The organism is Klebsiella sp. PK18 (assembly GCF_057784655.1).
On record NZ_CM173493.1, the window covers coordinates 4113909 to 4138162 of the forward strand.

General features: G+C 59.8%; 22 protein-coding genes and 1 pseudogene. 10 read left to right on the forward strand and 13 right to left on the reverse strand.

Annotated elements, in window-relative coordinates; genetic code table 11:
• Positions 1-65 precede the first annotated feature (65 nt).
• The 3 genes from AC3EMD_RS20015 to AC3EMD_RS20025 all read right to left on the reverse strand — a co-directional run bounded on the left by AC3EMD_RS20015 (position 66) and on the right by AC3EMD_RS20025 (position 3121).
• The gene (locus tag AC3EMD_RS20015; RefSeq protein ID WP_012968772.1) at positions 66-1019 is read right to left on the reverse strand and encodes an aldo/keto reductase; all 954 of its coding nucleotides are present in this window, start codon (positions 1017-1019) and stop codon (positions 66-68) included.
• Positions 1020-1146: 127 nt separating this feature from the next.
• On the reverse strand, positions 1147-1923 hold the full coding sequence (locus tag AC3EMD_RS20020) for an ABC transporter substrate-binding protein (protein WP_002892707.1): 777 nt from the start codon (positions 1921-1923) through the stop codon (positions 1147-1149).
• A gap of 19 nt (positions 1924-1942) precedes the next feature.
• Positions 1943-3121, reverse strand: coding sequence for a M20 aminoacylase family protein (locus AC3EMD_RS20025; RefSeq protein WP_302073661.1), 1179 nt, complete (start codon positions 3119-3121; stop codon positions 1943-1945).
• Positions 3122-3660: 539 nt separating this feature from the next.
• Here AC3EMD_RS20025 and AC3EMD_RS20030 point away from each other — a divergent pair.
• Complete coding sequence (locus tag AC3EMD_RS20030; RefSeq protein WP_228961033.1) at positions 3661-3942, forward strand: lipid-binding SYLF domain-containing protein; 282 nt, start codon at positions 3661-3663, stop codon at positions 3940-3942.
• A 64-nt stretch (positions 3943-4006) separates the two neighbouring features.
• Here the strand turns inward: AC3EMD_RS20030 and AC3EMD_RS20035 are convergent, their stop codons facing one another.
• Positions 4007-4462, reverse strand: a complete 456-nt coding sequence (locus AC3EMD_RS20035; RefSeq protein ID WP_012542546.1) for an RcnB family protein — start codon at positions 4460-4462, stop codon at positions 4007-4009.
• 168 nt (positions 4463-4630) lie between these two features.
• The gene (locus AC3EMD_RS20040; protein WP_002892699.1) at positions 4631-5020 is read right to left on the reverse strand and encodes a hypothetical protein; all 390 of its coding nucleotides are present in this window, start codon (positions 5018-5020) and stop codon (positions 4631-4633) included.
• Between the two features lie 271 nt (positions 5021-5291).
• Between AC3EMD_RS20040 and AC3EMD_RS20045 the strand changes: the two genes are divergently transcribed.
• Genes AC3EMD_RS20045 through AC3EMD_RS20055 form a run of 3 tightly spaced genes read left to right on the forward strand, consistent with a single transcriptional unit; the run spans position 5292 to position 8293 of the window.
• The gene (locus AC3EMD_RS20045) at positions 5292-6410 is read left to right on the forward strand and encodes an ABC transporter substrate-binding protein (RefSeq protein ID WP_022066433.1); all 1119 of its coding nucleotides are present in this window, start codon (positions 5292-5294) and stop codon (positions 6408-6410) included.
• Positions 6411-6470: 60 nt separating this feature from the next.
• Complete coding sequence (locus AC3EMD_RS20050) at positions 6471-7499, forward strand: FecCD family ABC transporter permease (protein WP_074075518.1); 1029 nt, start codon at positions 6471-6473, stop codon at positions 7497-7499.
• Positions 7496-8293, forward strand: a complete 798-nt coding sequence (locus AC3EMD_RS20055) for an ABC transporter ATP-binding protein (protein ID WP_032732645.1) — start codon at positions 7496-7498, stop codon at positions 8291-8293. Before AC3EMD_RS20050 ends, AC3EMD_RS20055 begins: the two co-directional genes overlap by 4 nt.
• A gap of 40 nt (positions 8294-8333) precedes the next feature.
• Here AC3EMD_RS20055 and AC3EMD_RS20060 read toward each other — a convergent pair whose 3' ends face one another.
• The 3 genes from AC3EMD_RS20060 to AC3EMD_RS20070 all read right to left on the reverse strand — a co-directional run bounded on the left by AC3EMD_RS20060 (position 8334) and on the right by AC3EMD_RS20070 (position 10596).
• The gene (locus AC3EMD_RS20060; RefSeq protein ID WP_032732644.1) at positions 8334-9476 is read right to left on the reverse strand and encodes an HlyD family secretion protein; all 1143 of its coding nucleotides are present in this window, start codon (positions 9474-9476) and stop codon (positions 8334-8336) included.
• Positions 9476-9820 (reverse strand): DUF3302 domain-containing protein, encoded by a 345-nt coding sequence (locus tag AC3EMD_RS20065; RefSeq protein ID WP_008805501.1) that lies wholly within the window; start codon positions 9818-9820, stop codon positions 9476-9478. Before AC3EMD_RS20065 ends, AC3EMD_RS20060 begins: the two co-directional genes overlap by 1 nt.
• 134 nt (positions 9821-9954) lie before the next feature.
• Positions 9955-10596: a helix-turn-helix domain-containing protein gene (locus tag AC3EMD_RS20070; protein ID WP_049163166.1), complete on the reverse strand. Its 642-nt coding sequence runs from the start codon at positions 10594-10596 to the stop codon at positions 9955-9957.
• A 238-nt stretch (positions 10597-10834) separates the two neighbouring features.
• Between AC3EMD_RS20070 and cscK the strand changes: the two genes are divergently transcribed.
• The 5 genes from cscK to AC3EMD_RS20095 all read left to right on the forward strand — a co-directional run bounded on the left by cscK (position 10835) and on the right by AC3EMD_RS20095 (position 17351).
• Positions 10835-11758 (forward strand): fructokinase, encoded by a 924-nt coding sequence (gene cscK, locus AC3EMD_RS20075; RefSeq protein WP_023297166.1) that lies wholly within the window; start codon positions 10835-10837, stop codon positions 11756-11758.
• Between the two features lie 166 nt (positions 11759-11924).
• A complete protein-coding gene (locus AC3EMD_RS20080; protein ID WP_302073662.1) occupies positions 11925-13442 on the forward strand; it encodes a carbohydrate porin in 1518 nt (505 codons plus the stop codon).
• A gap of 104 nt (positions 13443-13546) precedes the next feature.
• Positions 13547-14917 carry a sucrose-specific PTS transporter subunit IIBC gene (locus AC3EMD_RS20085; RefSeq protein WP_008805497.1) on the forward strand — a complete coding sequence of 457 codons (1371 nt, stop codon included), beginning with the start codon at positions 13547-13549 and terminating at the stop codon, positions 14915-14917.
• Positions 14917-16317: a sucrose-6-phosphate hydrolase gene (locus AC3EMD_RS20090; protein WP_302073663.1), complete on the forward strand. Its 1401-nt coding sequence runs from the start codon at positions 14917-14919 to the stop codon at positions 16315-16317. Before AC3EMD_RS20085 ends, AC3EMD_RS20090 begins: the two co-directional genes overlap by 1 nt.
• Before the next feature lie 23 nt (positions 16318-16340).
• Positions 16341-17351, forward strand: coding sequence for a LacI family DNA-binding transcriptional regulator (locus tag AC3EMD_RS20095; RefSeq protein ID WP_162494424.1), 1011 nt, complete (start codon positions 16341-16343; stop codon positions 17349-17351).
• 47 nt (positions 17352-17398) lie between these two features.
• Here AC3EMD_RS20095 and AC3EMD_RS20100 read toward each other — a convergent pair.
• From AC3EMD_RS20100 to AC3EMD_RS20120, 5 genes and pseudogenes are all read right to left on the reverse strand, one after another.
• Positions 17399-18008, reverse strand: a pseudogene (locus tag AC3EMD_RS20100) (hypothetical protein).
• 185 nt (positions 18009-18193) lie between these two features.
• Positions 18194-19216: an ABC transporter permease gene (locus AC3EMD_RS20105; RefSeq protein WP_004152946.1), complete on the reverse strand. Its 1023-nt coding sequence runs from the start codon at positions 19214-19216 to the stop codon at positions 18194-18196.
• A 19-nt stretch (positions 19217-19235) separates the two neighbouring features.
• Positions 19236-20720, reverse strand: coding sequence for a sugar ABC transporter ATP-binding protein (locus tag AC3EMD_RS20110; protein WP_004202401.1), 1485 nt, complete (start codon positions 20718-20720; stop codon positions 19236-19238).
• A 32-nt stretch (positions 20721-20752) separates the two neighbouring features.
• The gene (locus tag AC3EMD_RS20115; RefSeq protein WP_002892597.1) at positions 20753-21676 is read right to left on the reverse strand and encodes a sugar ABC transporter substrate-binding protein; all 924 of its coding nucleotides are present in this window, start codon (positions 21674-21676) and stop codon (positions 20753-20755) included.
• Between the two features lie 430 nt (positions 21677-22106).
• Positions 22107-23126 carry a LacI family DNA-binding transcriptional regulator gene (locus AC3EMD_RS20120; RefSeq protein WP_032701031.1) on the reverse strand — a complete coding sequence of 340 codons (1020 nt, stop codon included), beginning with the start codon at positions 23124-23126 and terminating at the stop codon, positions 22107-22109.
• Between the two features lie 101 nt (positions 23127-23227).
• On the opposite strand from AC3EMD_RS20120, the gene AC3EMD_RS20125 reads away from it, so the two are divergent.
• Positions 23228-24235 carry a Gfo/Idh/MocA family oxidoreductase gene (locus tag AC3EMD_RS20125; protein WP_012542555.1) on the forward strand — a complete coding sequence of 336 codons (1008 nt, stop codon included), beginning with the start codon at positions 23228-23230 and terminating at the stop codon, positions 24233-24235.
• Positions 24236-24254: the final 19 nt, after the last annotated feature.

Sequence of the window (24254 nt, forward strand, 5' to 3'; positions counted from 1 at the left end):
ACCCGGCCTACGGTCCGCGTCATGTATAGCCCTTCTCCCTCTCCCCGCCGGAGAGAGGGAGTAACTCAGGCGCTGGCGCTGTCCAGTCGCGCCACTTGCTCCGCGCTCAGGCTCAGCGCCGCCGCGCGGGCAAAACTCTCCACCTGAGCCACGCTGGTGGCGCTGGCGATCGGCGCGGTCACGCCTTCGCGGCCGATCAGCCACGCCAGGGCCACCTCAGCCGGCTTCGCCCCCTGCTCGTCCGCGACCGCCACCAGGGTATCGATAATCCGCATCCCGCGCGGATTCAGGTACTTACCAATCCCCCCTCCGCGCTGGCTCTGGGCCAGATCCGACGGCTGGCGGTACTTACCGGTTAAGAACCCGGAGGCCAGGCTGTAGTAGGTCACCACCCCGATATCGCGGCTGACGCAGAGATCGCACAGCGCGCCTTCAAACGCGGAGCGGTGGTAGAGGTTATATTCCGGCTGCAGCACCTGCCAGGCAGGCAAGCCGCCTTTACGCGCTACCTCCAGCGCCCCCGCCAGCTGCATCGCATCCAGGTTAGAGGCCCCCATGGCGCGGATTTTTCCAGCCTGCTGCAGGCTGTGGAAAGCCTCCAGCGTTTCCTCCACCGGGGTTTGCGGATCCGGCCAGTGGGAGAAGTAGAGATCAATGTAGTCGGTATTAAGGCGGCGTAAGGAGTCATCTACCGCCTGTTGGATCCAGGCTTTGCTGAGCCCTTTATGGCCGGGTAGGCCTAAATCGGAGCCGACTTTGGTGAAGATTTTGACCTTATCGCGCATGCCGGGGCGCGCCTGCAGCCAACGACCGATGATGGTTTCGGATTCGCCGCCCTGGTTGCCTTCCGCCCAGCGGGAATAAACATCCGCCGTATCGATAGCGTCAAAACCGTGGTCAACAAAAGCATCAAGAAGAGCAAAACTGGTTTTTTCATCGATGGTCCAGCCAAAGACGTTGCCGCCAAAGACTAATGGGGCGATGGAAAATCCGGTTTTACCCAATGGACGTGTCATCATGCCGAGTACTCCTTAGCTTATATTCTGCTTCCCTCAGGTAACCGCAGGGGTCAGGAGAGGAGGTGATTGGATAATCAGAAAAGGAATCTTACGGCGGGCGCTCCACGCCCGCAGGTACACTCAGACATTATGTCCCGGAATAAACATCAAAGCTAAAATATTTGCCGGCTAATTTTTTATAGGTGCCGTCGGCCAGAATCTTCGCAATGGCACCGTTAATTTCCTGACGCAGTGCCTCATCGTCTTTACGCAAGCCGATCGCCGCCCCGGCGCCAAACAGCGTATCGTCCTGCAGATGGCCGCCGACAAAGGCGAATTCCTTACCCTGCGGCTGCTGCAGGAAGCTGTAGTCGGCCATCATCCCGGAGAGCACTGCGCCGTCGATGCGCCCGGACTCCAGGTCACGCACCACGCTATCGGCCCCCTGGTAGGCCACAATGTTAATCCCCTGCGGCCGCCAGTGCTGGTTAACATAAGTCTCCTGCGCCGAGCCCTGCTCCACGCCGATGGTTTTGCCCTTCAGCTGTTCCGGCGTATTGCCCTGCAGGGTATTTTTACGCGCCACGAGGAACACCGGCCCGTTATATAGCTTGTCGCTAAAGGCAATCTGCGCTTTGCGCTTCTCGGTCATGTACATCCCGGAAAGGATCGCGTCGAATTTACGCGCCTTCAGCGCCGGGATAATGCCGTCGAAATTGCTTTCCACCCACACGCATTTCGCCTGCAGCTGCTGGCAAATGGCGTTGCCTAAATCGATATCAAACCCCGCCAGCTTGCCCTGCGGATCTTTCCATTCAAACGGCGCGAAAGTCGGGTCGACGCCGAAGCGGATCTCCTTTCCCCCTTCGGCCAGCGCCGACGTCGACGCCATTAATGCCAGCCATAGCAACAGTGATTTTTTCATTCGCGTTCTTCTCCAGAGATTAGCGACAGTGCTTTTCCACCAGGCGGGCGAACAGCGTCGCGCCGGTGGTGATAATGTCATCGTTAAAGTCGTAGCCGGGGTTGTGCACCATGCAACCGCCCTTCTCCCCTTTCTCACCGTTGCCGAGCAGGAAGTAGCTCCCTGGGCGTTCGCGCAGCATAAAAGCGAAATCCTCGCTGGCGTTCATCGGCGAGACCGACTCCAGTACCCCTTCGCGGCCAAACACTTCCAGCGCCAGCGCCCGGGCGAAATCGGTCTCTTCAGGGCTGTTGGTTAATACCGGGTAGGAGTCGTACACCTCCACTACGCTGCTGGCGCCATAGCTTTTGGCGGTAAAATCAGCGAGCTCGTGAATACGCTTGATCAGCAGATCGCGAATGTCCGGCTTCATCGCCCGCACGCTCAGCTCCATCACCACGCTCTCCGGAATGACGTTGGAGGCGATACCGGCCTGGAAGGTGCCGACGCTGACCACTGCCGTTTCCCCCGGCGGCACGTTGCGCGCCACGATGCTCTGCAGGGCCATCACCAGCGCCGCGCCGGCGACGATCGGGTCGACGGTACGCTCCGGATGGGCGCCGTGGCCGCCGTAGCCGGTAATCGTAATTTTGACGGTGTCCGCCGAGGCCATAAAGTTGCCGGCGTAGAAGCCCAGCTTGCCCACCGGTAGCCCCGGCATGTTGTGCAAGCCAAAGATGCGTTCGCAGGGGAACTGCTCGAACAGCCCGTCTTTAATCATTAAATCGGCGCCGCCGATAGCCTCTTCCGCCGGCTGAAAAATCAGATTCACCGTGCCGTTAAACTGGCAGGCCGGCGAGGCGATGTATTTCGCCGCCGCCAGCAGAATGGTGGTATGGCCGTCATGGCCGCAGGCGTGCATTTTTCCGGGTACCGTACTGGCCCAGGGCAAATCAGTAGTTTCATGGATCGGCAGCGCGTCCATATCGGCGCGCAGGCCAATAGTACGCGGCGAGTCGCCCTTGCTCAGGCTGCCGACGACGCCGGTTTTACCGAGGCCGCGGGTGACCTGATAGCCCCACTCCGCCAGTTTGCCAGCCACCAGCTCACTGGTATTAAACTCTTCCAGACTTAATTCCGGATTGGCATGTAAATAATGACGGATAGAAATCATTTCATCTTCCGTCGCTTTAATTTCGGGGATTACATAATCACTCATGCCGTTCTCCGGGAAATAAATTAAGGACTTAACACGGTAACGTGGTGGAAACTTTATGCAAGCAGCATTTCTAATACCTGGAATGAACTCATCTTATTTAATAATCCGCACATACAGAGTAATAAATAATCAAAATAGTGAAATTTAAAAATAAACGTTTATTTTATGGAGGATTTACCGTTATTTAACCTACCATTCCCGACCATATTCAGATTTAAATAAAATAAACGTGTATGAAATTACAGACGCTTTCCCTCGCCGCCATCGTCATGCTAGCGGGCTGCAGCGCGCAGGGCGATACCGCCAGCCAGCAGCGGGCCAGCATCCAGAAGATGCGCAGCGAAACCCTCAACAAGCTTTACGCCCTGCAGCCTGAGGCCCGCAGTGATATTCAGCATGCGAAGGGGTATGCGGTGTTTGCCAATAACAGCAGCAAGATCCTGCTGTTCGGGTTTGGCAGCGGCTACGGCGTGGTACGGAATAAGGCCACCGGGAAGGATACCTATATGAAAATGGCCCAGGGCGGCGCCGGCCTGGGGATGGGGATTAAGCAGCAGCGCACGGTGCTGGTTTTCCATGATAAAGCGGCGCTGGAGACCTTTATCCGCCAGGGATACATGGTTGGCGCCGATGCGAATGCCGCCGCAAAATATGATGACAAAGGCATCGCGCCGATCGCCGCCTCCACCAGCGGCGTGGCGTCAGATACCGCCTCCCTGCCCTCGAAGGTCAACGTCTACGACCTGACCGAAAAAGGGCTGGCCGCCCAGGCAATGATCAATGGTTATAAATACTGGCCGGATGCTGCGCTGAACCCGTAGCTTTCCGCGAGTGCGCCATCGCCGGATCAGGCTTTCCCTGACCCAGCGTCGCGGAGCAGCGCATTTAGTGGCCGAGGGCGCCGCTCACCAGAATCGAGGTGATGATCCCGGTCGCCGCAGCGATCAGCACATAGTTACCGTCGATATAGGACCAGTGATGGCCTTCCGGCGGGGGCGGCAGGCCGCGGTCGCTCCAGTCGCGGACGCGATATTCATCGCCACGGAACGGCGCCGGAGCCGGGTGGCCTTTGCGGAAATCGTTCCCGCGCCAGGCGAAATGGTCCTGCTCATGACGTGCCTGATCGCGTTTGTCATGACCGTCGCGATCCGGGCCACGCTGGTCATGGTCGCCCTGATGATGCGCGTCAGGTCCGCCCTGCGGCGCATGCCCATCATGGTCCGGACCGTTCTGCCACACCGTTGGCTGCCCCGGGCGATGGCCGTCGTTCGGGCCATCGGCAAAGGCCGGGACGCTCAGCACACACGATAAAATTACTGCCAGAGAAATCATCTTTTTCATGGTACACCTCCTGATTCAGCTCCTTTGTACCGGGCAAATGTGAAGAAAGAGTGAGTAACTGGTTAACCAGGACGATTCCTGGCATCGGCTGTCGGGAAGAGGTTGTGCTGATGGCGGGGCAATAAAAAAGGCCGCTTTCGCGACCTTGATTCAGACAGGTAAAAGGACTTATTCAGTCACTTTATTTTTTAACTCTTCGGCGCCGGTTTTGGTTTTATCCCAGCCCTTTTCCGCACCGGATTTGGTGGCATTCCAGCCTTTTTCACTGACCTCTTTGGTCTTATCCCACCCCTTCTCGGTGCCTTCTTTGGTCTTGTTCCAGGTTTTCTGCGCGCCTTCGCTCACCTGGCTGCCAACGCTGTCCTGCTTGCCTTCGGCAGCATGTTTCGCCTTCAGCTGCTGCTCTTCGCCCTCATGCTGGGCCTGGTGCAGCTTCTCTTTGGCGGTGTTGGCATTGGCATTCGCCGCCGCGACGGTATCATCTGTTGCATGTGTTGTCGCAGCAAAAACCGGAGCTGCAACCAGAATAGCCGATAACGCAATCATTGCTTTTTTCATAATATCCTCTCTCACGTGTCGTGTTATGAGTCGCATTCAGGATGGCACAACGAACCGGGAATGACATTAGGAATTAGCCTGAAAAACGTCTTCGACCTCCAGCCATGGCAGAAAATGCTGCCGCCGTGCGCGCCCTGTCGGCGTTGGCATAATTTCCAACATGTTTGTTACATTTTATGAAATTTGTCCTTGATATACTTGCCGTTGATGTTTGTTCGAGAATAATTCTCAGAATCATTATATTTATAAATTGGCAAACGGAACTCCTTTTATGGCAAGAAAATCAGTAAGATCGCTGTTACTTACTGCGCTGATCGCGACGCCCCTCTTCAGCTATGCAACCCAATATCCCCTGACGGTCACTGACCTCGACGGCCGGCAGGTCACCCTGGCCAAAGAGCCGCAGCGTATTATTTTGCAGGATGGCCGCGACATTATGACCCTCGCCCTGCTGGACCGGGACAATCCGTTTAAACGGCTGGTGGCATGGAATAATCTGGCGAAAAAGCAGGATGTTGCCACCTGGCAGATGCTGAAAACGACGTGGCCGCAGTCGGCCACGATCCTTGACATGGGCTTCAGCGACAAAGGGAACGTCGATCTTGAAAGCGTCATCGCCCGTCAGCCGGATCTGATGATCGCCCAGCTGCGCGCCAGGCCAGCGCTGATGGAGAGCGGCGTCATCGACAAGCTCAGCGCCCTGCACGTTCCGGTGCTGTTTGTCGACTATGAGATAGACCCGGCGAAAGATACCGCCCCCAGCATCGACCTGCTGGGCAAAGTCCTTAACCGCGAGAGCCAGGCCAAAGCCTTTACCGATTACTATCGTCAGCAGCTGCAGACGATTCGCCAGAAAACCGCGGCCATCACGCCGAAGGCCAACGTCTTCGTGGAAGCGCTGGCCGGCAACAGCGACGCCTGCTGCTTTACCCACGGCCACAGCGGCTGGGGCGGGCTGGTGGAGGCGGTCGGGGCGAACAATATCGGTTCGCAGCTGCTGCCGGGCGCCTCCGGGTTCGTCTCGCTGGAGAAAATCATCAGCATGAAGCCCGACGCCTGGATCATGACCGGCTCGAAGCGCGGCAACAGCCAGGTGCTGCCCCTGGGTTATGAGGTTAAGCCGGAGGCGGTGAAGGCCCAGGCGCAGATCCTGCTGGCGCGACCTGGGGTCAGCCAGATCCCGGCGGTACAGGCAAAGCGGGCCTATGGCGTCTATCACCACTTCTATAACCACCCGTGGAATATTGTCGGCATGGAATACCTGGCGAAAGATATCTACCCGCAGGCCTTCGGCGATCTCAACCCGGATGAGACTTACCATTATATCGTGCGCCATTTCACCGACCTGCCGGACCAGCCGTTCGTCTTCTCCTGGCAGCAGAGCGAGTAATCCGGCATGCGTTTAACCTCCGACTCCGTGCTCGACGGGCTGCCCGCCGGGACCTCTGGCGTGATAGATGACTATCGCCGTATCGTGCGTCGCCGTCTGCTGCTGATGCTCCTGCTGGCGCTGTTGATTGTCGCGTCGCTGCTGCTCGATTTTATGCTCGGCCCCTCCGGTCTGCCGCTGCAGAGCCTGTGGCAGACGTTAACCGATCCGGCCAGCGCCGATCCGGGCACGCGCGCCATCGTCTGGGATATCCGTCTGCCCTATGCGGTGATGGCGATTATCGTCGGCCTGGCGCTGGGACTGGCCGGCGCCGAAATGCAGACCATCCTCAATAACCCTCTGGCCAGTCCGTTTACCCTTGGCGTCTCCTCGGCTGCGGCGTTTGGCGCCGCGCTGGCGATTGTGCTGGGTATTGGCCTGCCCGGTATTCCCGGCCAGTGGTTTATCTCGGCCAACGCCTTTATCTTCGCCCTGCTGGCGGCCCTGCTGCTGGACGGCATCACCCGCTGGACCCAGGTGGCCACCTCCGGGGTCATCCTGTTCGGCATCGCGCTGGTCTTTACCTTTAACGCCCTGGTCTCGATGCTGCAGTTCATCGCCAACGAAGACACGCTGCAGGGGCTGGTGTTCTGGACCATGGGCAGCATCGACCGCGCCTCCTGGAGCAAAGTCGCCATCCTGCTGGTCGCCCTGGCGCTGGTGATGCCCCTGTCGCTGCGCAGCGCGTGGAAGCTGACCGCCCTGCGGCTGGGTGAGGACCGGGCCATCAGTTTTGGTATTAACGTTCGCCGCCTGCGCCTGACCACGCTGCTGCGGATCAGCATACTGTCGGCGCTTTCGGTGGCCTTTGTCGGGCCAATCGGCTTTATCGGCCTGGTGGCGCCGCATATTGCGCGGATGCTCTTCGGCGAAGACCATCGCTTTTATCTGCCCGCCAGCGCGCTGATCGGCGCTCTGGTGCTCTCCCTGGCCTCCATCGCCTCGAAGAACCTGATCCCGGGGGCCATTATTCCGGTGGGGATCGTCACTTCCCTGGTCGGGGTCCCGTTCTTTTTGAGCATTATTTTACGTCATCGGGGGCAGGTATGAGCGACCAGACGTTATCCGGGCTGTCGCTGTCTCACTTCAGCGCCGGCTACCCCAGACGCAAGGTGATCGAGAACCTGACGGTTCCCCATCTGCCGCGAGGGAAAATCACCGCGCTGCTGGGGCCAAACGGCAGCGGTAAATCAACGTTAATGCGGGCGATGGCGGGTCTGGGACCCTGCCGCGGCGAGCTGCTGCTGGAGGGGGAAAATCTGCTGACGCAGCCGTTCTCACGTCGCGCAGAGCAGGTGGTCTATCTTCCGCAGACGCTGCCCGCCGGCGTGCATCTGCATGTGCTGGAGTCGATTATCGTTGCCCAGCGCGCCGCCGGAGGACGCCACAGTCCGCAGCATCAGGAGGAGGTGATGGCGCTGCTGCGGCAGCTGGGGATTGCCCATCTGGCGATGAGCTACCTCGATCAGCTCTCCGGCGGGCAAAAGCAGCTGGTGGGTCTCGCTCAGTCGCTGATCCGCCAGCCGCGCCTGCTGCTGCTCGACGAACCGCTCAGCGCCCTTGACCTCAACTACCAGTTTCACGTGATGGATCTGGTACGCCGGGAGACCCGACGGCGCAACATCGTGACCCTGGTGGTGGTGCACGATATCAATATTGCCCTGCGTCACGCCGACCACGTGCTGATGCTCAAGGCGGGCCAGTTGCTCGGCGACGGCACCCCGGCCGCGGTCATCACCCCCGAGACCCTGGCGGCCGTCTATGGGGTGCGCGGGCGTATTGAACCCTGTTCGCAGGGGGTGCGGCAGGTCATTATTGACGGCCTGGTGGACAGCGAGACCTGACTGCGGCGCGGGGCGGCACGTCCGCCCCGCACCCGCCGGCTTAGTGATCGAGATAGAGGTAGTTTTCCCAGCTTTTCATGCGGATCAGGATCTTCCGGATCAGCGACAGCTCTTTCAGATGATCCGAGTAGACCGCCGCCTCGAGGGTAGCCCCCTGCGGCAGAGCGTATTCGGCAAAACGCGGATCGGTCACCTTCAGCACCACCAGCGCCCGGCCATGGGTATTGAGCGCGTCTGTGGTCAGCAGTTTGCCCTGCCCCTGGAACTGGCTCTCGCCAATCGCCGGCAGCACGTCGGCCACTTCTCCGCGAAAGACGGTGCCCGGGATAGCCGGAAACATCAGCTCCGCGGGCTCGCCTTTGTGCAGACGCTGCAGGGCGTTCTGGCGAAATGCCGCGACGTACTCCCGCGAGGCGACGCCCTCCACCGGCACAAAGGTCATCAGCGGGATCATCCCCAGGGCAGTGGACATGGTACCCGGCCGTAAGCCGACGGTACTGACATAGCCATCCTCCGGGGCACGGACGACGGTGTTCTCCAGCTGAAACTGCGCCTTTTGCAGCTGCGCCAGCAGGGAGGCCACGGTGGTATTTTTGCCCTTCACCACCGAGTCCAGCGCGTTGCGCGCCTGCACCACCTTTGCCTGAGCCGCGCTGACGCTGGCTTCATCGGCCTTCCACGTCTGCAGACGGGTATCAACCATTTGATCGGAGAAGGCGCCCTGGGCATGACCCTCCCGATAGCGGGCATATTCCCGCCGCGACTGGTCGCGCTGGGCCACCGCTCTGCTCAGCTCGGCCTGCGCCTGGCTTAACGCCGCGTTTAAGGAGAGCGCATCCTGACTGGCCGCTTTTATCTGCGCCTGCAGATCGTCTACTTTTGCCTGGAACGGCGTCGGGTCGAGGGTAAACAGCACATCGCCCTTATGCAGCATCTGGTTAGGCTTCACCGGTACGCTCTGCACCCGGCCGCGCACCTGCGACACAATCGGCACGGTACGAAACACCTGGTTACCAACGTCGGTATACGGGAAGTTGTAGTTCATCCCGAAGATCACCGCGCCAATCAGGGCGATACCGCCGAGCACCGCCGTCGGTACGGTCCACTTATTGAGCGGGATGCGGAAGACTTTAAACACCACGATGCACAGCGCGGCGTAGGTCAGTAACATTAACGTTTCCATTAGTTTGCCTCCTCCGCTTTCAGCGCAGCCACCTCGCGCTGGACCTGTTCCAGTTGCTGGACCACCGTTTCCAGACGCTGATGCAGCGCCTGCTGATCGTCGGCAATGTGGCGCATTCCCCACCCGCGATCTTCGCGCCACAGCGTTGCCCAGATCCATAACAAAGGCCACAGCGCGTGCAAGGTAAATAAGCTGACCCAGCCGGCATAATGAATCGCATCCTGATGAGGATGGCGCCGCTCTTTGGCAATTTCATAAGGAATATCGTGAATAACAATCACGCCATAAAACAGTATTAAGGCCACGGCGATCAGAATGGCCAGCGCAACATAATCCAGGGTCATAAAATAACTCCAGAGTGAAAGGTTAACTTAATAAAACAGCCAGATTCAGACGTAACGGGGCCGGGGAAAAAGCGCGCTTAGCGCTTTCCCTGGCGGTGATAGCAACGTGATGGCGTGAATCTGCCGAATCGGGTTCAGAATTTCTCAGGAATATGACGGTCGATGGAGATCAGCTTGCCTTTTTTCACCGTGATATATCCCCCCTCGCGCAGCGCGGCCAGCACCTGGTACACATAGCTGCGCGAGAGATTGGTTCGTTTAATAATAAATGCCGACAGGCTTTCATGCTGACCACCATCAATTTCGCTGCGATATAAATAGCGCGACAGCATCGATTTAATGGTCTGAAAACTGGTCTGGCTGCCGCGTTCATAGTGGGCATCAAGGGCAAATATGCCCATATAGGCCAGGATCGTGGTCAGCTCTTGCATATAGCCCGGCGACGAATGAAAGAATATTCGCTCAAAATCGCTGGCGGTTATTTTCGCCAGCTGGCACTCGCCCAGACACTGATAATAGAGCGCGACCGACGGACAATAATGTTCCAGTAATCCTAACGGCATATGCGCGATAACAATCCCGACCAGGTTCTGCTCATCGCCAAAGGCCAGCGTCATTTGCCCCTGCAGCAGAAAGTAGAGATAGCCCGGCTGCGGAATAAAGCCCTGGTCTTTGCCCAAACTCAGCGTTTCACTGCAGGCGATCACCGCCGGCAGATGCGTGGTCAGCGTCAGCTTCTGGTACCGATCGTAAATATCGCCAAAACTGGGGTTCATCGCGCTGCGCACTCCTTTACCTTTGGCCACCGCGGCGGGGCTAACCGCGACCTGTTGAACTATACCTAAGCGGGTGGGGAAGGAAAAGTCCAGATCTGGAGTGGCGAAATATTCCGCCTGGCTCACATTTTTTACCCTCGCCTCCCTGTTTCGTGACCCGATCGTTCCGCTTACCGGTGGGCTATGCTTTAATTAGCTAAACCGGTTTAACATAGTTTAGCTAAGAGGAATTTGTCGAATGAATGGAAAAATCTGGGTACTCGGCGATGCGGTCGTTGATCTCCTGCCCGATGGCGAGGGCCGCCTGCTGCAATGCCCCGGCGGCGCACCGGCCAACGTCGCGGTCGGCGTGGCGCGGCTCGGCGGCGACAGCGGGTTTATTGGCCGCGTCGGCGACGATCCCTTCGGCCGCTTTATGCGTCACACCCTGGCGCAGGAGCAGGTCGATGTGAATTATATGCGCCTCGACGCCGCGCAGCGCACCTCCACGGTGGTGGTCGATCTCGATCAGCACGGGGAGCGCACCTTTACCTTTATGGTCCGTCCGAGCGCCGACCTGTTCCTTCAGCCCGAGGATCTCCCGCCGTTTGCCGCCGGCCAGTGGCTGCACGTCTGCTCCATCGCTCTCAGCGCCGAGCCGAGCCGCAGCACGGCATTCGCGGCAATGGAGGCGATAAAACGCGCCGGGGGCTATGTCAGCTTCGACCCCAATATCCGCAGCGACCTGTGGCAGGATCCGCAGGACCTGCGTGAATGTCTCGACCGGGCGCTGGCCCTCGCCGACGCCATAAAACTCTCGGAAGAGGAGCTGGCCTTTGTCAGCGGCAGCGACGACATCGTCAGCGGCATCGCCCGGCTGAACGCCCGCTTCCAGCCGACGCTGCTGCTGGTGACCCAGGGCAAAGCGGGGGTCCAGGCCGCCCTGCGCGGGCAGGTTAGCCACTTCCCCGCTCGCCCGGTGGTGGCCGTTGATACCACCGGCGCCGGCGATGCCTTTGTCGCCGGGCTGCTCGCCGGCCTCGCCGCTCACGGTATCCCTGACAACCTCGCCGCGCTGGCTCCCGACCTTACGCTGGCGCAAACCTGCGGCGCGCTGGCCACCACCGCCAAAGGCGCCATGACCGCCCTGCCCTACAGGGACGATCTTCAGCGCTCGCTGTGATCCCGTTGGGCCGGCTAACGGCCCACTTTGCTGGCGACATCACAATTCTTAAACCGGTTTAGCAATTTTTATTTTCACCGCGTTACTGACATGTTTACCATATTAACTAAACCGGTTTAGCAAAAGTTAGCACACTCACTGATTTTCACCTTTGGATGTCAACAGCATGTATAAAAAACGGAAGTTAGCCATTCTTATTGCTTTGCTAACCGGCACCGCCGCCGCCCATGGGCAGACAGACCTGAACAGCATTGAAGCGCGTCTCGCCGCCCTGGAAAAACGCCTGCAGGACGCCGAAACCCGCGCCAGCACTGCCGAAAGCCGTGCCGCCTCGGCGGAGCAGAAAGTTCAGCAGTTAACCCAGCAGCAGCAGCAAACCCAGGTCACCACCCAGCAGGTGGCCAAGCGCACCACTCAGCTGGAAGAAAAAGCCGAACGGCCTGGCGGCTTTGAGTTCCACGGCTATGCCCGTTCCGGCGTGATCATGAACGACTCGGCCGCCAGCACCAAATCCGGCGCTTATATGACCCCCGCCGGGGAGACCGGTGGCGCCATTGGTCGTCTGGGCAACCAGGCCGACACCTATGTGGAAATGAACCTCGAACATAAACAGACGCTGGACAACGGGGCGACCACCCGTTTCAAAGTGATGGTGGCCGACGGGCAAACCACCTATAACGACTGGACGGCAAGCAGCAGCGACCTGAACGTGCGCCAGGCGTTTGTCGAGCTGGGCAACCTGCCCACCTTCGAAGGCCCGTTCAAAGGCTCGACCCTGTGGGCCGGGAAACGCTTTGACCGTGACAACTTCGACATCCACTGGATTGACTCGGATGTGGTTTTCCTCGCCGGGACCGGCGGCGGGATCTACGACGTGAAATGGAACGACAGCCTGCGCAGCAACTTCTCGTTATACGGCCGCAACTTTGGCGATATCGCTGACAGCAGCAACAGCGTGCAGAACTATATCGTCAGCATGAATAACTTTGCCGGCCCGGTGCAGATGATGGTCAGCGGGATGCGGGCGAAAGATAATGACGAACGCCAGGACACGAACGGCAATCTGGTGAAAGGCGATGCCGCTAACACCGGGGTCCATGCTCTGCTGGGCCTGCACAATGAGAGCTTCTATGGCCTGCGCGACGGGACCAGCAAAACGGCCCTGCTGTATGGCCACGGGCTGGGCGCCGAGGTTAAAGGCATCGGCTCCGACGGTGCGCTGCGCCCGGGGGCCAATACCTGGCGCTTCGCCAGCTACGGCACCACGCCGCTGAGCGATCGCTGGTTTATTGCCCCGGCCGCGCTGGCGCAGAGCAGTAAAGATCGTTATGTCGATGGCGACAGCTATCAGTGGGCCACTCTCAACCTGCGCCTGATTCAGGAAGTGACGCAGAACTTCGCCCTCGCCTGGGAGGGCAGCTATCAGTACATGGATCTGCAGCCTGAAGGCTACAACGATCGCCACGCGGTGAACGGCAGCTTCTACAAGCTGACCTTCGCCCCAACCTTCAAGGTGGGCAGCATCGGCGACTTCTTCTCGCGTCCGGAGATCCGCTTCTATACATCGTGGATGGACTGGAGCAAAAAACTGGATAACTACGCCAACGATGATGCATTAGGCAGCAACGGGTTCAAATCGGGCGGCGAATGGTCGTTCGGTATGCAAATGGAGACCTGGTTCTGACGGTAACCCGGACGACAGGGTAAGTAACACATAAATATAAGGTTCGCGGTGCCTGCCACGGCTGGCACCGCCTACGCCATATCATCATGCATTCAGAGGGTACTATGGATTTTGATCAGATTTCCCGCTCACTGCTTCCCCTGTTGGGCGGCAAGGAAAATATCGCCAGCGCCGCGCACTGCGCCACCCGCCTGCGGCTGGTGCTGGTCGACGACGCGCTCGCCGACCAACAGGCCATTGGCAAAATCGACGGGGTGAAAGGCTGCTTTCGCAATGCCGGACAGATGCAGATCATCTTCGGCACCGGGGTGGTCAATAAAGTCTATGCCGCCTTTATCCAGGCCGCAGGCATCAGCGAATCAAGCAAATCCGAAGCCGCCGACCTGGCCGCGAAAAAGCTGAACCCGTTCCAGCGCATCGCCCGCCTGCTGTCCAACATTTTCGTACCGATCATTCCCGCCATCGTCGCCTCCGGCCTGCTGATGGGCCTGCTGGGGATGGTGAAAACCTACGGTTGGGTCGACCCGAGCAACGCTATCTATATCATGCTGGATATGTGCAGCTCGGCAGCGTTTATCATTCTGCCGATCCTGATCGGCTTTACCGCCGCCCGCGAATTTGGCGGTAACCCTTATCTGGGCGCGACCCTTGGCGGGATCCTCACCCACCCGGCGCTGACCAACGCCTGGGGCGTCGCCGCCGGCTTCCACACCATGAATTTCTTCGGCATCGAAGTGGCGATGATCGGCTACCAGGGCACCGTCTTCCCGGTGCTGCTGGCGGTGTGGTTTATGAGCATGGTCGAGAAACGGCTGCGCCGCGTTATCCCTGACGCGCTGGACCTGATCCTCACCCCGTTCCTGACGGTGATTATCTCCGGCTTTATCGCCCTGCTGCTGATCGGCCCGGCCGGTCGCGCGCTCGGCGACGGTATTTCGTTTATTCTCAGCACGCTTATCAGCCACGCTGGCTGGCTGGCGGGCCTGCTGTTCGGCGGCCTCTACTCGGTGATCGTCATTACCGGTATCCATCACAGCTTCCATGCCATCGAGGCGGGTCTGCTGGGCAACCCATCGATTGGCGTCAACTTCCTGTTGCCGATCTGGGCGATGGCCAACGTCGCTCAGGGCGGCGCCTGCTTTGCGGTGTGGTTTAAAACCAAAGATGCCAAAATCAAAGCCATCACCCTGCCGTCGGCGTTTTCGGCGATGCTGGGGATCACGGAAGCGGCAATCTTCGGGATTAACCTGCGCTTTGTGAAGCCGTTCATCGCCGCGCTGGTCGGTGGTGCCGCCGGCGGCGCCTGGGTGGTGTCAATGCACGTCTATATGACCGCGGTGGGCCTGACGGCGATCCCGGGGATGGCCATCGTGCAGGCCAGCTCGCTGCTGAACTACATTATCGGAATGGCGATCGCCTTCGCCGTGGCCTTCATGCTCTCTCTGACGCTGAAATACAAAACGGACGCTGAATAATGTCATTACCGTCACGCCTGCCTGCGATCCTGCAGGCCGTTATGCAGGGCCAGCCGCAGGCGCTGGCCGACAGCCATTATCCGCAATGGCATCTGGCGCCGGTCAGCGGACTGCTGAACGATCCTAACGGCTTTTGCCAGGTCGCCGGGCGTTACCACCTGTTTTATCAGTGGAACCCGCTCGCCTGTGACCATACCTATAAGTGCTGGGGACACTGGAGTTCAGCCGATCTGCTGCACTGGCGGCATGAACCTATCGCCCTGATGCCGGACGAAGAGTATGACCGCAACGGCTGCTACTCCGGCAGCGCGGTCGAGTTCGAGGGCGCCCTGACCCTGTGCTACACCGGCAACGTGAAATTCCCCGACGGCGGGCGCACCGCCTGGCAGTGCCTGGCGACAGAGAATGCCGATGGCACCTTCCGCAAGCTGGGGCCGGTGCTGCCGCTCCCTGACGGTTACACCGGCCATGTACGCGACCCCAAGGTGTGGCAGCAGAACGGGCGCTGGTACATGGTCCTCGGCGCGCAGGATTTGCAACAGCACGGTAAAGTGCTGCTGTTCACCGCCAGCGATCTGCGGGAGTGGCGCCTGGTGGGCGAGCTCGCCGGACATGGCGTTAACGGTCTGGCGAACGGCGGCTATATGTGGGAGTGCCCGGATCTCTTTCCGCTGGCGGATACCCACCTGCTGATCTGCTGCCCGCAGGGGCTGGCCCGCGAAGCGCAGCGCTTTCTCAATACCTATCCGGCGGTGTGGATGGCAGGCCGCTTCGACGCCGAACGCGGCACCTTCGACCACGGCCCGCTGCACGAGCTGGACAGCGGGTTTGAGTTCTACGCGCCGCAGACCATGCTGGCCGAGGATGGCCGCCGTCTGCTGGTCGGCTGGATGGGCGTCCCGGACGGGGAAGAGATGCATCAACCCACCCGCGCACAGGGATGGATCCACCAGATGACCTGCGTGCGCGAGCTGGAGTGGCAGGCGGGCACCCTGTATCAGCGCCCGCTGCGCGAGCTGGCCGCTCTGCGCGAGGAAGCCCAGGGCTGGCGCGGGCAGACCCTGCCCCTCGCCCCGATGGAGCTGGCCTTTGACATCGTTCCCAACAGTACGCTGGGGCTGGACTTTGCCGGCGCCCTGCAGCTCACCGTCAACCGCGACGGCCTGCGTCTGTCGCGCCGCGGGCTGCAGACCGCCGAGATGCATCACCGCTACTGGCGCGGCGAAGCGCGGCGCCTGCGGATCTTTATCGACCGCTCCAGCGTGGAAATTTTCATCAACGATGGCGAAGGGGTGATGAGCAGCCGCTTCTTCCCGGGCTATCCGGGGCAGTTAATCTTCAGCGGTGCGACGCCGGTGGCATTCTGCCGCTGGCTGCTGCGGCCATGCATGGTAGTATAAGCGTTTTGCTTTCAGGCTCCTGAGTGGTGATGAAAACCAAACGCGTAACTATCAAAGATATCGCCGAACTGGCGGGCGTCTCCAAAGCGACCGCCAGTCTGGTGCTCAACGGCCGTGGCAAAGAGCTGCGCGTGGCGCAGGAGACGCGCGAGCGCGTGCTGGCGATCGCCCGCGAGCAGCACTATCAGCCCAGCATTCATGCGCGCTCGCTGCGCGATAACCGCAGCCATACCATTGGCCTGGTGGTACCGGAGATCACCAACTACGGGTTTGCCGTTTTCTCCCATGAGCTTGAGACGCTCTGCCGGGAAGCTGGCGTGCAGCTGCTTATCTCCTGCACCGACGAAAACCCCGGCCAGGAGAGCGTGGTGGTCAATAATATGATTGCCCGCCAGGTCGACGGGCTTATCGTCGCCTCGTGCATGCACAGCGATGCCGACTACCTGAAGCTCAGCGAACAGCTGCCGGTGGTGCTGTTTGACCGCTCCCCCAGCGACAGCGCCCTGCCGCTGGTGATGACCGACTCGGTGACGCCAACCGCCGAGCTGATCTCCCGCATTGCGCCTCAGCATGCGGACGAGTTCTGGTTTCTCGGCGGCCAGCCGCGGCTGTCGCCGTCGCGCGACCGGCTGGCGGGATTCACGCAAGGCCTGGCTCAGGCGGGGGTCACGCTGCGCCCTGAGTGGGTGATCAACGGTAACTACCACCCCAGCTCCGGGTATGAGATGTTCGCGGCGCTCTGCGCGCGGCTGGGACGTCCGCCGAAGGCCTTATTTACCGCGGCCTGCGGACTGCTCGAAGGGGTCCTGCGCTACATGAGCCAGCATCATCTGCTGGACTCCAATATTCATCTCGCCAGCTTCGACGATCACTACCTGTATGATTCGCTTTCCCTGCGCATTGATACCGTGCAGCAGGATAATCGCCAGCTGGCCTGGCACTGCTACGATCTGCTCAGCCAGCTGATCGACGGCCAGGCGCCGGAGCCGCTCCAGCGCTACCTCCCCGCCACCCTGCAGTTTCGCCATCCCTGACGGCGCCGTCGGCAATTAGCGTTTTCGCCGGGCGCGCGCTGCCTGCCTCACCGCCAGCAGCGCACCGGCAAACAGCATGCCCAGGCCGATCGTCACCGGCCAGCGGTAAGCCATCAGTAACGAGGGCAATCCGCCGTCCGGCGCCAGCACCACCAGATTCCAGCCCGTTAGCCCCGCCTCGCCGTTCAGCGCGCGGGTTAACATCCGCTGGTGCGGGGCGAAAGGCTGGATAGTCTGGTAGTGGCTGCCGAACAGCGGCGGCTGCATCTCCCTGGGGAACTGCGCCTGCACCTGGGCCAGTACGCTGGCCGGCAGCGCATGCGACGCCGCCAGCAGATGCCCGTCGCCATTCACCAGCAGCAGCCGATAATGCCGCTGCCGGGCGAGGGTATGGAGTTCGGCGCGCATCGCCGCCAACGGCCAGGCGGCTTCCCGCTGCGGCGCCGGCGTGTTCATTCGCCGCTCAAGGCGTTGCGCCACCCACTGCGCATCCTCCTCCAGCTGGCGGGTCTGCATCTCACGGTAAACCTCTCTGGCCGGCAAATTCACGCCCTGACCGAGCGCCAGGATCGCCAGTCCGGCGATCAGCGTGACGATAATGCCTCTGCTTGCCGGTCGCCAGAGCGGCGAGGATTTGACGACGGATGGTGTATTCATACGACTCCAGAAACCGGAGGCCACGCATGGGCCCCCTGACGAATGGACAACGGAAGTGGCAAAACTGTACAGGATGAGCCGCGTGGGCAAAACAGACAGGCCGCGCCTGGCGGGGCGTATTTTGTTTATTTCTGGACAGGACGGGCGGCAACGACATCCTTCGCCGCTGCCGCCCGTTGATAAGATTAGTGTTTTTTCCGGTTGCGACGCATGTCGATGGTCACCGCGGCGACAATAATGATGCCCTTAATAATATCCTGCACGTAGGCATCGACGCCGACAAAGGTAAAACCGCTTTTGATCAGACCAAGGATCATCGCGCCAATCAGGGTGCCGGTAATGCGCCCCACCCCGCCCATTAAGCTGCTGCCGCCGATCACCGCGGCGGCAATCGCGTCCAGCTCGTAGGACATCCCCATGCTCGACTGGCCGCTGCTGACGCGCGCCGCCAGCACCACTCCCGCCAGCCCGGAGAGCGCCCCGGCGATGGTGTAGACAATCACCAGGTACTTATTCACATTGATGCCGGACACTTTGGCCGAGGTCATGTTGCCGCCGATGGCATACACATATTTGCCATAACGGGTATGCTTCAGCGCAATGTGAAACACGGCGGCGATCACGAAGAAGATAATCACCGGCATCGCCCCCTGACCTATCGCCGTAAAGCTGTCGGAGAGGAAGCTGATCGGGTTGCCCTGGGTGTAATACTGCGCCAGACCGCGCGCCGAAACCATCATCCCGAGGGTGGCGATAAACGGCGGAATACCGGTCCGCGTCACCAGGAAACCGTTGGTCAGCCCGCACAGCAGGCCGACGCCGATCCCCGCGCAAATGGGGATCACCGCTGGCAGGTTGACCAGCGCCGGGAACATCGGCGACAGGCTGTCGGAAGTTTGCGCCAGGCTCGCCGCCACCACCGCCGCAAGGGCGATAACCGAGCCGGAGGAGAGGTCAATCCCGGTGGTGATGATCACCTGGGTGACGCCGACGGCGATGATGCCGATGATCGCCACCTGCAGCACAATCAGCACCAGGCGGTTGGTATTGAGCAGGAACGACTGGTCGCGAACATACCAGCCGGCAATTTCAAAGGTCAGGGCAATCACCAGCATCACCACAAAGATGCCGGTATCTTTCGGCATTTTATGCCGCAAATTAGCGAAGAAGGAGGAACCCTCGCTGGCCGGAGCCGCCGTTAATTTCATATTACTCATTCTCTGTGCCTCAATGGGATGCCAACGACAAAATGGTTTCCTGGTCGGCTTCGTCTTTTTCCAGGATGCCGGTGATACGGCCTTCATGCATCACCATAACCCGATCACTCATGCCAAGGATTTCCGGCAGCTCAGAGGAGACCATAATGACCGCCACCCCCCGATTCGCCAGTTCACTGATCAGATGATAAATCTCCGCCTTCGCCCCGACGTCGATACCGCGGGTCGGCTCATCGAGAATTAAGATTTTCGGTTGCGCTAACAGCCAGCGCGCAATCAGGACTTTTTGCTGATTCCCCCCGCTGAGGTTATTAATAATTTGATCCATCGTCGGCGTTTTAATATTGAGCCGGCGAATTTGCTCCATGCAGTCTTCGGCCATTTTCACGTGCTGGACAAAACCGCTCTTGCCGATATATTCCGGCATTTTGACGATACTCATATTTTCCAGCACCGACAGCACCAGAAACAGGCCCGACTTTTTGCGGTCTTCGGTTAATAACGCCATCCCCTTTTCAATCGCCACGGAGGGGGAATCAATGGTCACCGGCGCCCCGTCGATCAGCACTTCGCCGCTGTCGAAGCGCTCCATACCGAACAGGCTTTCCATCACCTCGCTGCGCCCGGCGCCCACCAGCCCGGCCACGCCAAGGATTTCACCGCGGCGTACAGTAAAGCTGACGTCATGGAACACGCCCTGGCGCGTCAGGTTGCGCACCGTCAGCACCTCTTCGCCGATGGTGTTATTAAATTTCGGAAACAGCTGGGTTAATTCGCGGCCCACCATCTGGGTGATCAGCGACTGGCGGGTAAATTCGGTGGTGTTTTTGCTCCCCACCCAGGTGCCGTCGCGAAACACGCTGATCTCATCGGTAATGGCAAAGATCTCATCCATTTTGTGGCTGATATAGATGATCGCTTTACCCTGGGCGCGCAGGTCGCGGATGATGGTGAACAGGTGAGCCACCTCGCCTTCGGTCAGCGCCGAGGTGGGCTCATCCATGATCACGATATCCGCGTTCCACGAGACCGCTTTGGCAATCTCCACCATCTGCTGGGCGGCGATGCTCAGGTCGCCCACCAGCCGGTCGGCGGTTAAGCGGATATTAAGCTTGTCCAGCAGCGCCTGGGTCTGGCGGGTCAGCTGGCCGTGGTCGACAAAGCCGTACTTCATCGGCTCGCGCCCCAGCCAGATATTCTCCGCCACCGTCATATGTGGCACCAGATTGAGCTCCTGGTGGATCATCGAGATCCCCGAGCGCAGCGCATCCATGGTGTCGGTAAACTCCACCGGCTCCCCTTTCACGCGAATCGACCCTTTATCGGGGCGATAGATACCGATCAGGCACTTCATCAGCGTGGATTTGCCGGCGCCGTTCTCGCCCATCAGGGCATGCACCGTTCCCGGACGCACGCGCAATGAGACATTATCGAGCGCCTTCACGCCGGGGAAGAACTTACTGATACCTTCGGCTTCAAGTGCAAAAGCGTTCATACATCCACCTCCGTACCACGGGTTGGCCAAGACTATTTCTGATTACGGTTAGTAAATTCAGCCATGTTCTCTTTGGTGATCAGCTGATACGGCACGTCGATGATTTTTTCCACTTTCTCGCCGTTCGCCAGCTTGATGGCCGCGTCGACTGCGCCTTCACCCTGGCCTTTCGCATCCTGGAAGATGGTGGCGATCATCTTGCCGCTCTTCAGCATCTGCAGGGCATCCGGGGTGCCATCCACGCCAGCGATGAGAATATGGTTCGGGTTTTTGCCCAGAGCCTGCAGGGCGCCGATCGCCATTTCATCGTTGTTGGAGGCGATGGCCTGGATATCCTCACCGCTGGTCATCCAGTTGCTGACCACGTCCACGGCGTCATTGCGGGTAAATTTCGCGGTCTGCTTCTGGACGATTTTGATGTTCGGGTATTTCGCCACCACCTCTTCCACCCCTTTGGTACGATCGCGGGTGGACTCATTCGCCAGGTCGCCGAGCAGGATCGCCACATTGCCCTTACCGTTCATCGCTTTCGCCAGCGCTTCCATCTGCAGACGGCCGGCGAGAATGGAATCCGACCCCACATAGGCCATCTTGTCGGTCAGCTCCGCCTGCGGACGGCGGTTCACAAACACCAGCGGGATCCCGGCTTTGGTGGCCTGATCCATAATCGGTTTCACCGCATTGGTATCCACCGGGTTGACGATAATGGCATCCACCCCCTGACCGATAAAGTTTTGCACCTGCTGCAGCTGCTGGGAGACATCCCCTTTTGCGTCCTCGATCTGCGATTTAACGCCGTCTTTTTTCATCTCTTTTTGCATCGAGGTCCGCAGGATCGTCAGGAAGTTATCGTCAAACAGCGCCATGGAGACGCCAATAGAGACGTCTTTTGCCATAACCACCGCAGGCAGCATGCAGGCTAACAAAGAGGCAACAATCGTTTTCTTAATATTCATAGTTGATCCTTGATTTTGTAGGTACGCCGGTGAATGAAACAAAATGAAAAATTAATTTCAGTTACGTTGCGGCAAATGTCTGCTGTGATATCGACGACGCTGCGGCACCTCTCGCACGCCATCGTGATCTAAATCACAAATTACGGCTGTTTTTTCATCACTTTTTTGAAACGTTAGTCCATTTACGCCACAACCTGGATTTCAGACCGTTTATTTCATTAACAAGACATTTGAAACTTTTATAAGTAAATAACTGAAATGAAAATTTTAAAACTATGCAGTAACAGAATTTTGACAGACATCTAACATTGCCGCATAAATGAGCGAAAAATGAGAGGCAGACAACGCTTTGACGCGATCGCTTCCCCGCCAGGCGGGTATTTACCCGCCAGGGATAGTCATGCGGTCAGGAGGGGATACGCCGACCGACTCAGTCGACGTTTTCGGCGCTGTAGAGGATAAAGTCGACTTTACCGTCGGCATAGGTTTGCGGCTGGTAGCCGGACTCCAGATGGCGCAGCATCAGGTCGATCGCCAGCTGGGCGTGTTGGCGGGTGTTCTGATCGAGCGTTAACGCCAGACTCCCCTTCGCCAGCTGCTGCCGGGTGGTGTTGTAACGCTCATGGGTGATCCAGCAGACGTCGCCTTCGCGGCGGTGGCGGGCCAGCGCCTCGGCAATCTGGGTATTGCCAAGCCCGGTGTTATAGATCCCAACAATATTCCGGCTGCGGCACAGGGCCTGTTCCAGCAGGCGGGTGATCTGCTCCCGCCGCTCCTCACCCGCCAGCACGTCGCTGAGCTGCAGGTGGGGAAAGCGCTGGCTCAGCACCTCGCGAAACCCCTGAATGCGCAGGCGATGCGCGCTGTAATCTTGCCGGCCGCTGACCATCAGCACCTCGCCGGGCCGCGGCGTCATCCTCCCCAGCATTAACCCCGCCGTGCGGCCAGCCTGCAGCTGATTGATCCCCACGTGGCAGAGTCGGTCGGCGCCGGGCAGGTCCGTCGCCAGGGTGATCGCCGGGACACCCGCCTCCCGGCAGCGGCGTAGCGCGTCGTGCACTGCGGGATGGTCATTGCCGAAGACGATGATCCCCTGACGCTGCTGGCAGCTGCGCACAATGCGCCGGGCCAGGGTCGTCGGCTGCGACTCCGGGACAAAGGTGCGGTGCAGGGTCAGACGGCGATAGCCGAGGCTATCCGCCACGGCGGCAAAATCCTGCGCCAGCTGGGGAAAGAAGAACGAGTCATTGCTGCTGAGAAAGACCTCAACCTGCCAGGGAAAGCGGTGCTCCTCCGGCAGGATCCGCTTCAGCCCCGCCTCGCGCGCCGCCTGCAGCACTTTGCGGGTGGTCTGCGGCGATACGCCGCCGCGTTCGTTCAGCACCCGGTCAACGGTGGCCACGCCGACGCCAATCTGTCTGGCCAGCATCGCCAGTGAAATGTTTTTCATCGCCCCTCTCTTCATGATGGAAATCCATCAAAACGGCAGTGTCAGTGAGTTTAGCAAACCGATTATGGTGGCAACGTCCCCTCGCCATTCTGGAGAAAAAAATGATCTGCAAACGTTTTGCCCTGGTAGGCAGTGGTTTTATCGGTCAGGTTCATGCCGCCAGTCTTGCCCGTCATGAAGGAAGTGCGCTGACGATGGTGGCCGATGCCGCCCCGGAGCGCGCCCAGGCGCTGGCCGCCCGCTATGGCGCCCGGGCGGTGACAGTGAGCGAGGCGATCCATAGCGACGCCATCGACGCGGTGCTGATCGCCAGTTCAACCCCGTCGCATGCCGAACTGCTGGAAGCCGCCGCCCGGGCGGGCAAGGCGGTCTATTGCGAAAAACCGATCGACCTCTCCCTGGCGCGCGCCCGTGAGGTGGTGGAGCGAGTGCTCCCCCTGAACGTGCCGGTGACTGTCGGCTTTAACCGGCGCTTCGACAGCAGCCATCAGCAGCTCCGCCGCCAGCTGGAGCAAGGGCTGATCGGCCGGGTCGAGCTGGTGCAGATGGTCTGCCGCGCCTCCACCATGCCGCCGCTCGACTATCTGCGCAGCTCCGGCGGCCAGATGCGCGATCAGGCGATCCACTTCTTCGATCTCCTGCGCTTTCTCACTGGCGATGAAGTGCGTACCGTGGCGGCGATGGGCGCGGCGCTGGCCCTGCCGGACATTGCCGAATTTGGCGATGTCGACACCTCCATCCTGATGATGCAGATGCGCGGCGGCGCGCTGGCGCAGCTGGACAACACCCGCCGCACCGGCCACGGGTATGATGAACGGATCACGCTGCTGGGCGCCGAAGGCGCGCTGGAGTCCGGTAGCCAGTCGCCGGCGGGCCCTACCCTGTGGCGCGGCAATCAGCGCATTGAGCCGGGCCTGTGGCCGGACTGGTTCAGCCGGGTACAGGGATCTTATTACCAGCATCTTGACGCCTTTATTCGCGCCCTGAATGGTGAAACCGTGGCCGATCTGCCCGGCCTGCTGGACGGCCTGCAGGCGCAGGCCATTGCCGAAGCGGCGGTTCAGTCCCTGCAGCATGGCCAGTTTGTCGCCGTCGACGACTGTCGCTGAGTGGTTGCGTGGCAACCGC

Excerpts from the sequence above, each read along its gene's own strand:
- AC3EMD_RS20015 (WP_012968772.1), bottom strand. The coding sequence starts at position 1,019 with ATGATGACACGTCCATTGGGTAAAACCGGATTTTCCATCGCCCCATTA.
- AC3EMD_RS20020 (WP_002892707.1), bottom strand. The coding sequence starts at position 1,923 with ATGAAAAAATCACTGTTGCTATGGCTGGCATTAATGGCGTCGACGTCG.
- AC3EMD_RS20025 (WP_302073661.1), bottom strand. The coding sequence starts at position 3,121 with ATGAGTGATTATGTAATCCCCGAAATTAAAGCGACGGAAGATGAAATG.
- AC3EMD_RS20030 (WP_228961033.1), top strand. The coding sequence starts at position 3,661 with ATGGGGATTAAGCAGCAGCGCACGGTGCTGGTTTTCCATGATAAAGCG.
- AC3EMD_RS20035 (WP_012542546.1), bottom strand. The coding sequence starts at position 4,462 with ATGAAAAAGATGATTTCTCTGGCAGTAATTTTATCGTGTGTGCTGAGC.
- AC3EMD_RS20040 (WP_002892699.1), bottom strand. The coding sequence starts at position 5,020 with ATGAAAAAAGCAATGATTGCGTTATCGGCTATTCTGGTTGCAGCTCCG.
- AC3EMD_RS20045 (WP_022066433.1), top strand. The coding sequence starts at position 5,292 with ATGGCAAGAAAATCAGTAAGATCGCTGTTACTTACTGCGCTGATCGCG.
- AC3EMD_RS20055 (WP_032732645.1), top strand. The coding sequence starts at position 7,496 with ATGAGCGACCAGACGTTATCCGGGCTGTCGCTGTCTCACTTCAGCGCC.
- AC3EMD_RS20060 (WP_032732644.1), bottom strand. The coding sequence starts at position 9,476 with ATGGAAACGTTAATGTTACTGACCTACGCCGCGCTGTGCATCGTGGTG.
- AC3EMD_RS20065 (WP_008805501.1), bottom strand. The coding sequence starts at position 9,820 with ATGACCCTGGATTATGTTGCGCTGGCCATTCTGATCGCCGTGGCCTTA.
- AC3EMD_RS20070 (WP_049163166.1), bottom strand. The coding sequence starts at position 10,596 with ATGAACCCCAGTTTTGGCGATATTTACGATCGGTACCAGAAGCTGACG.
- cscK (WP_023297166.1), top strand. The coding sequence starts at position 10,835 with ATGAATGGAAAAATCTGGGTACTCGGCGATGCGGTCGTTGATCTCCTG.
- AC3EMD_RS20080 (WP_302073662.1), top strand. The coding sequence starts at position 11,925 with ATGTATAAAAAACGGAAGTTAGCCATTCTTATTGCTTTGCTAACCGGC.
- AC3EMD_RS20085 (WP_008805497.1), top strand. The coding sequence starts at position 13,547 with ATGGATTTTGATCAGATTTCCCGCTCACTGCTTCCCCTGTTGGGCGGC.
- AC3EMD_RS20090 (WP_302073663.1), top strand. The coding sequence starts at position 14,917 with ATGTCATTACCGTCACGCCTGCCTGCGATCCTGCAGGCCGTTATGCAG.
- AC3EMD_RS20105 (WP_004152946.1), bottom strand. The coding sequence starts at position 19,216 with ATGAAATTAACGGCGGCTCCGGCCAGCGAGGGTTCCTCCTTCTTCGCT.
- AC3EMD_RS20110 (WP_004202401.1), bottom strand. The coding sequence starts at position 20,720 with ATGAACGCTTTTGCACTTGAAGCCGAAGGTATCAGTAAGTTCTTCCCC.
- AC3EMD_RS20115 (WP_002892597.1), bottom strand. The coding sequence starts at position 21,676 with ATGAATATTAAGAAAACGATTGTTGCCTCTTTGTTAGCCTGCATGCTG.
- AC3EMD_RS20120 (WP_032701031.1), bottom strand. The coding sequence starts at position 23,126 with ATGAAAAACATTTCACTGGCGATGCTGGCCAGACAGATTGGCGTCGGC.
- AC3EMD_RS20125 (WP_012542555.1), top strand. The coding sequence starts at position 23,228 with ATGATCTGCAAACGTTTTGCCCTGGTAGGCAGTGGTTTTATCGGTCAG.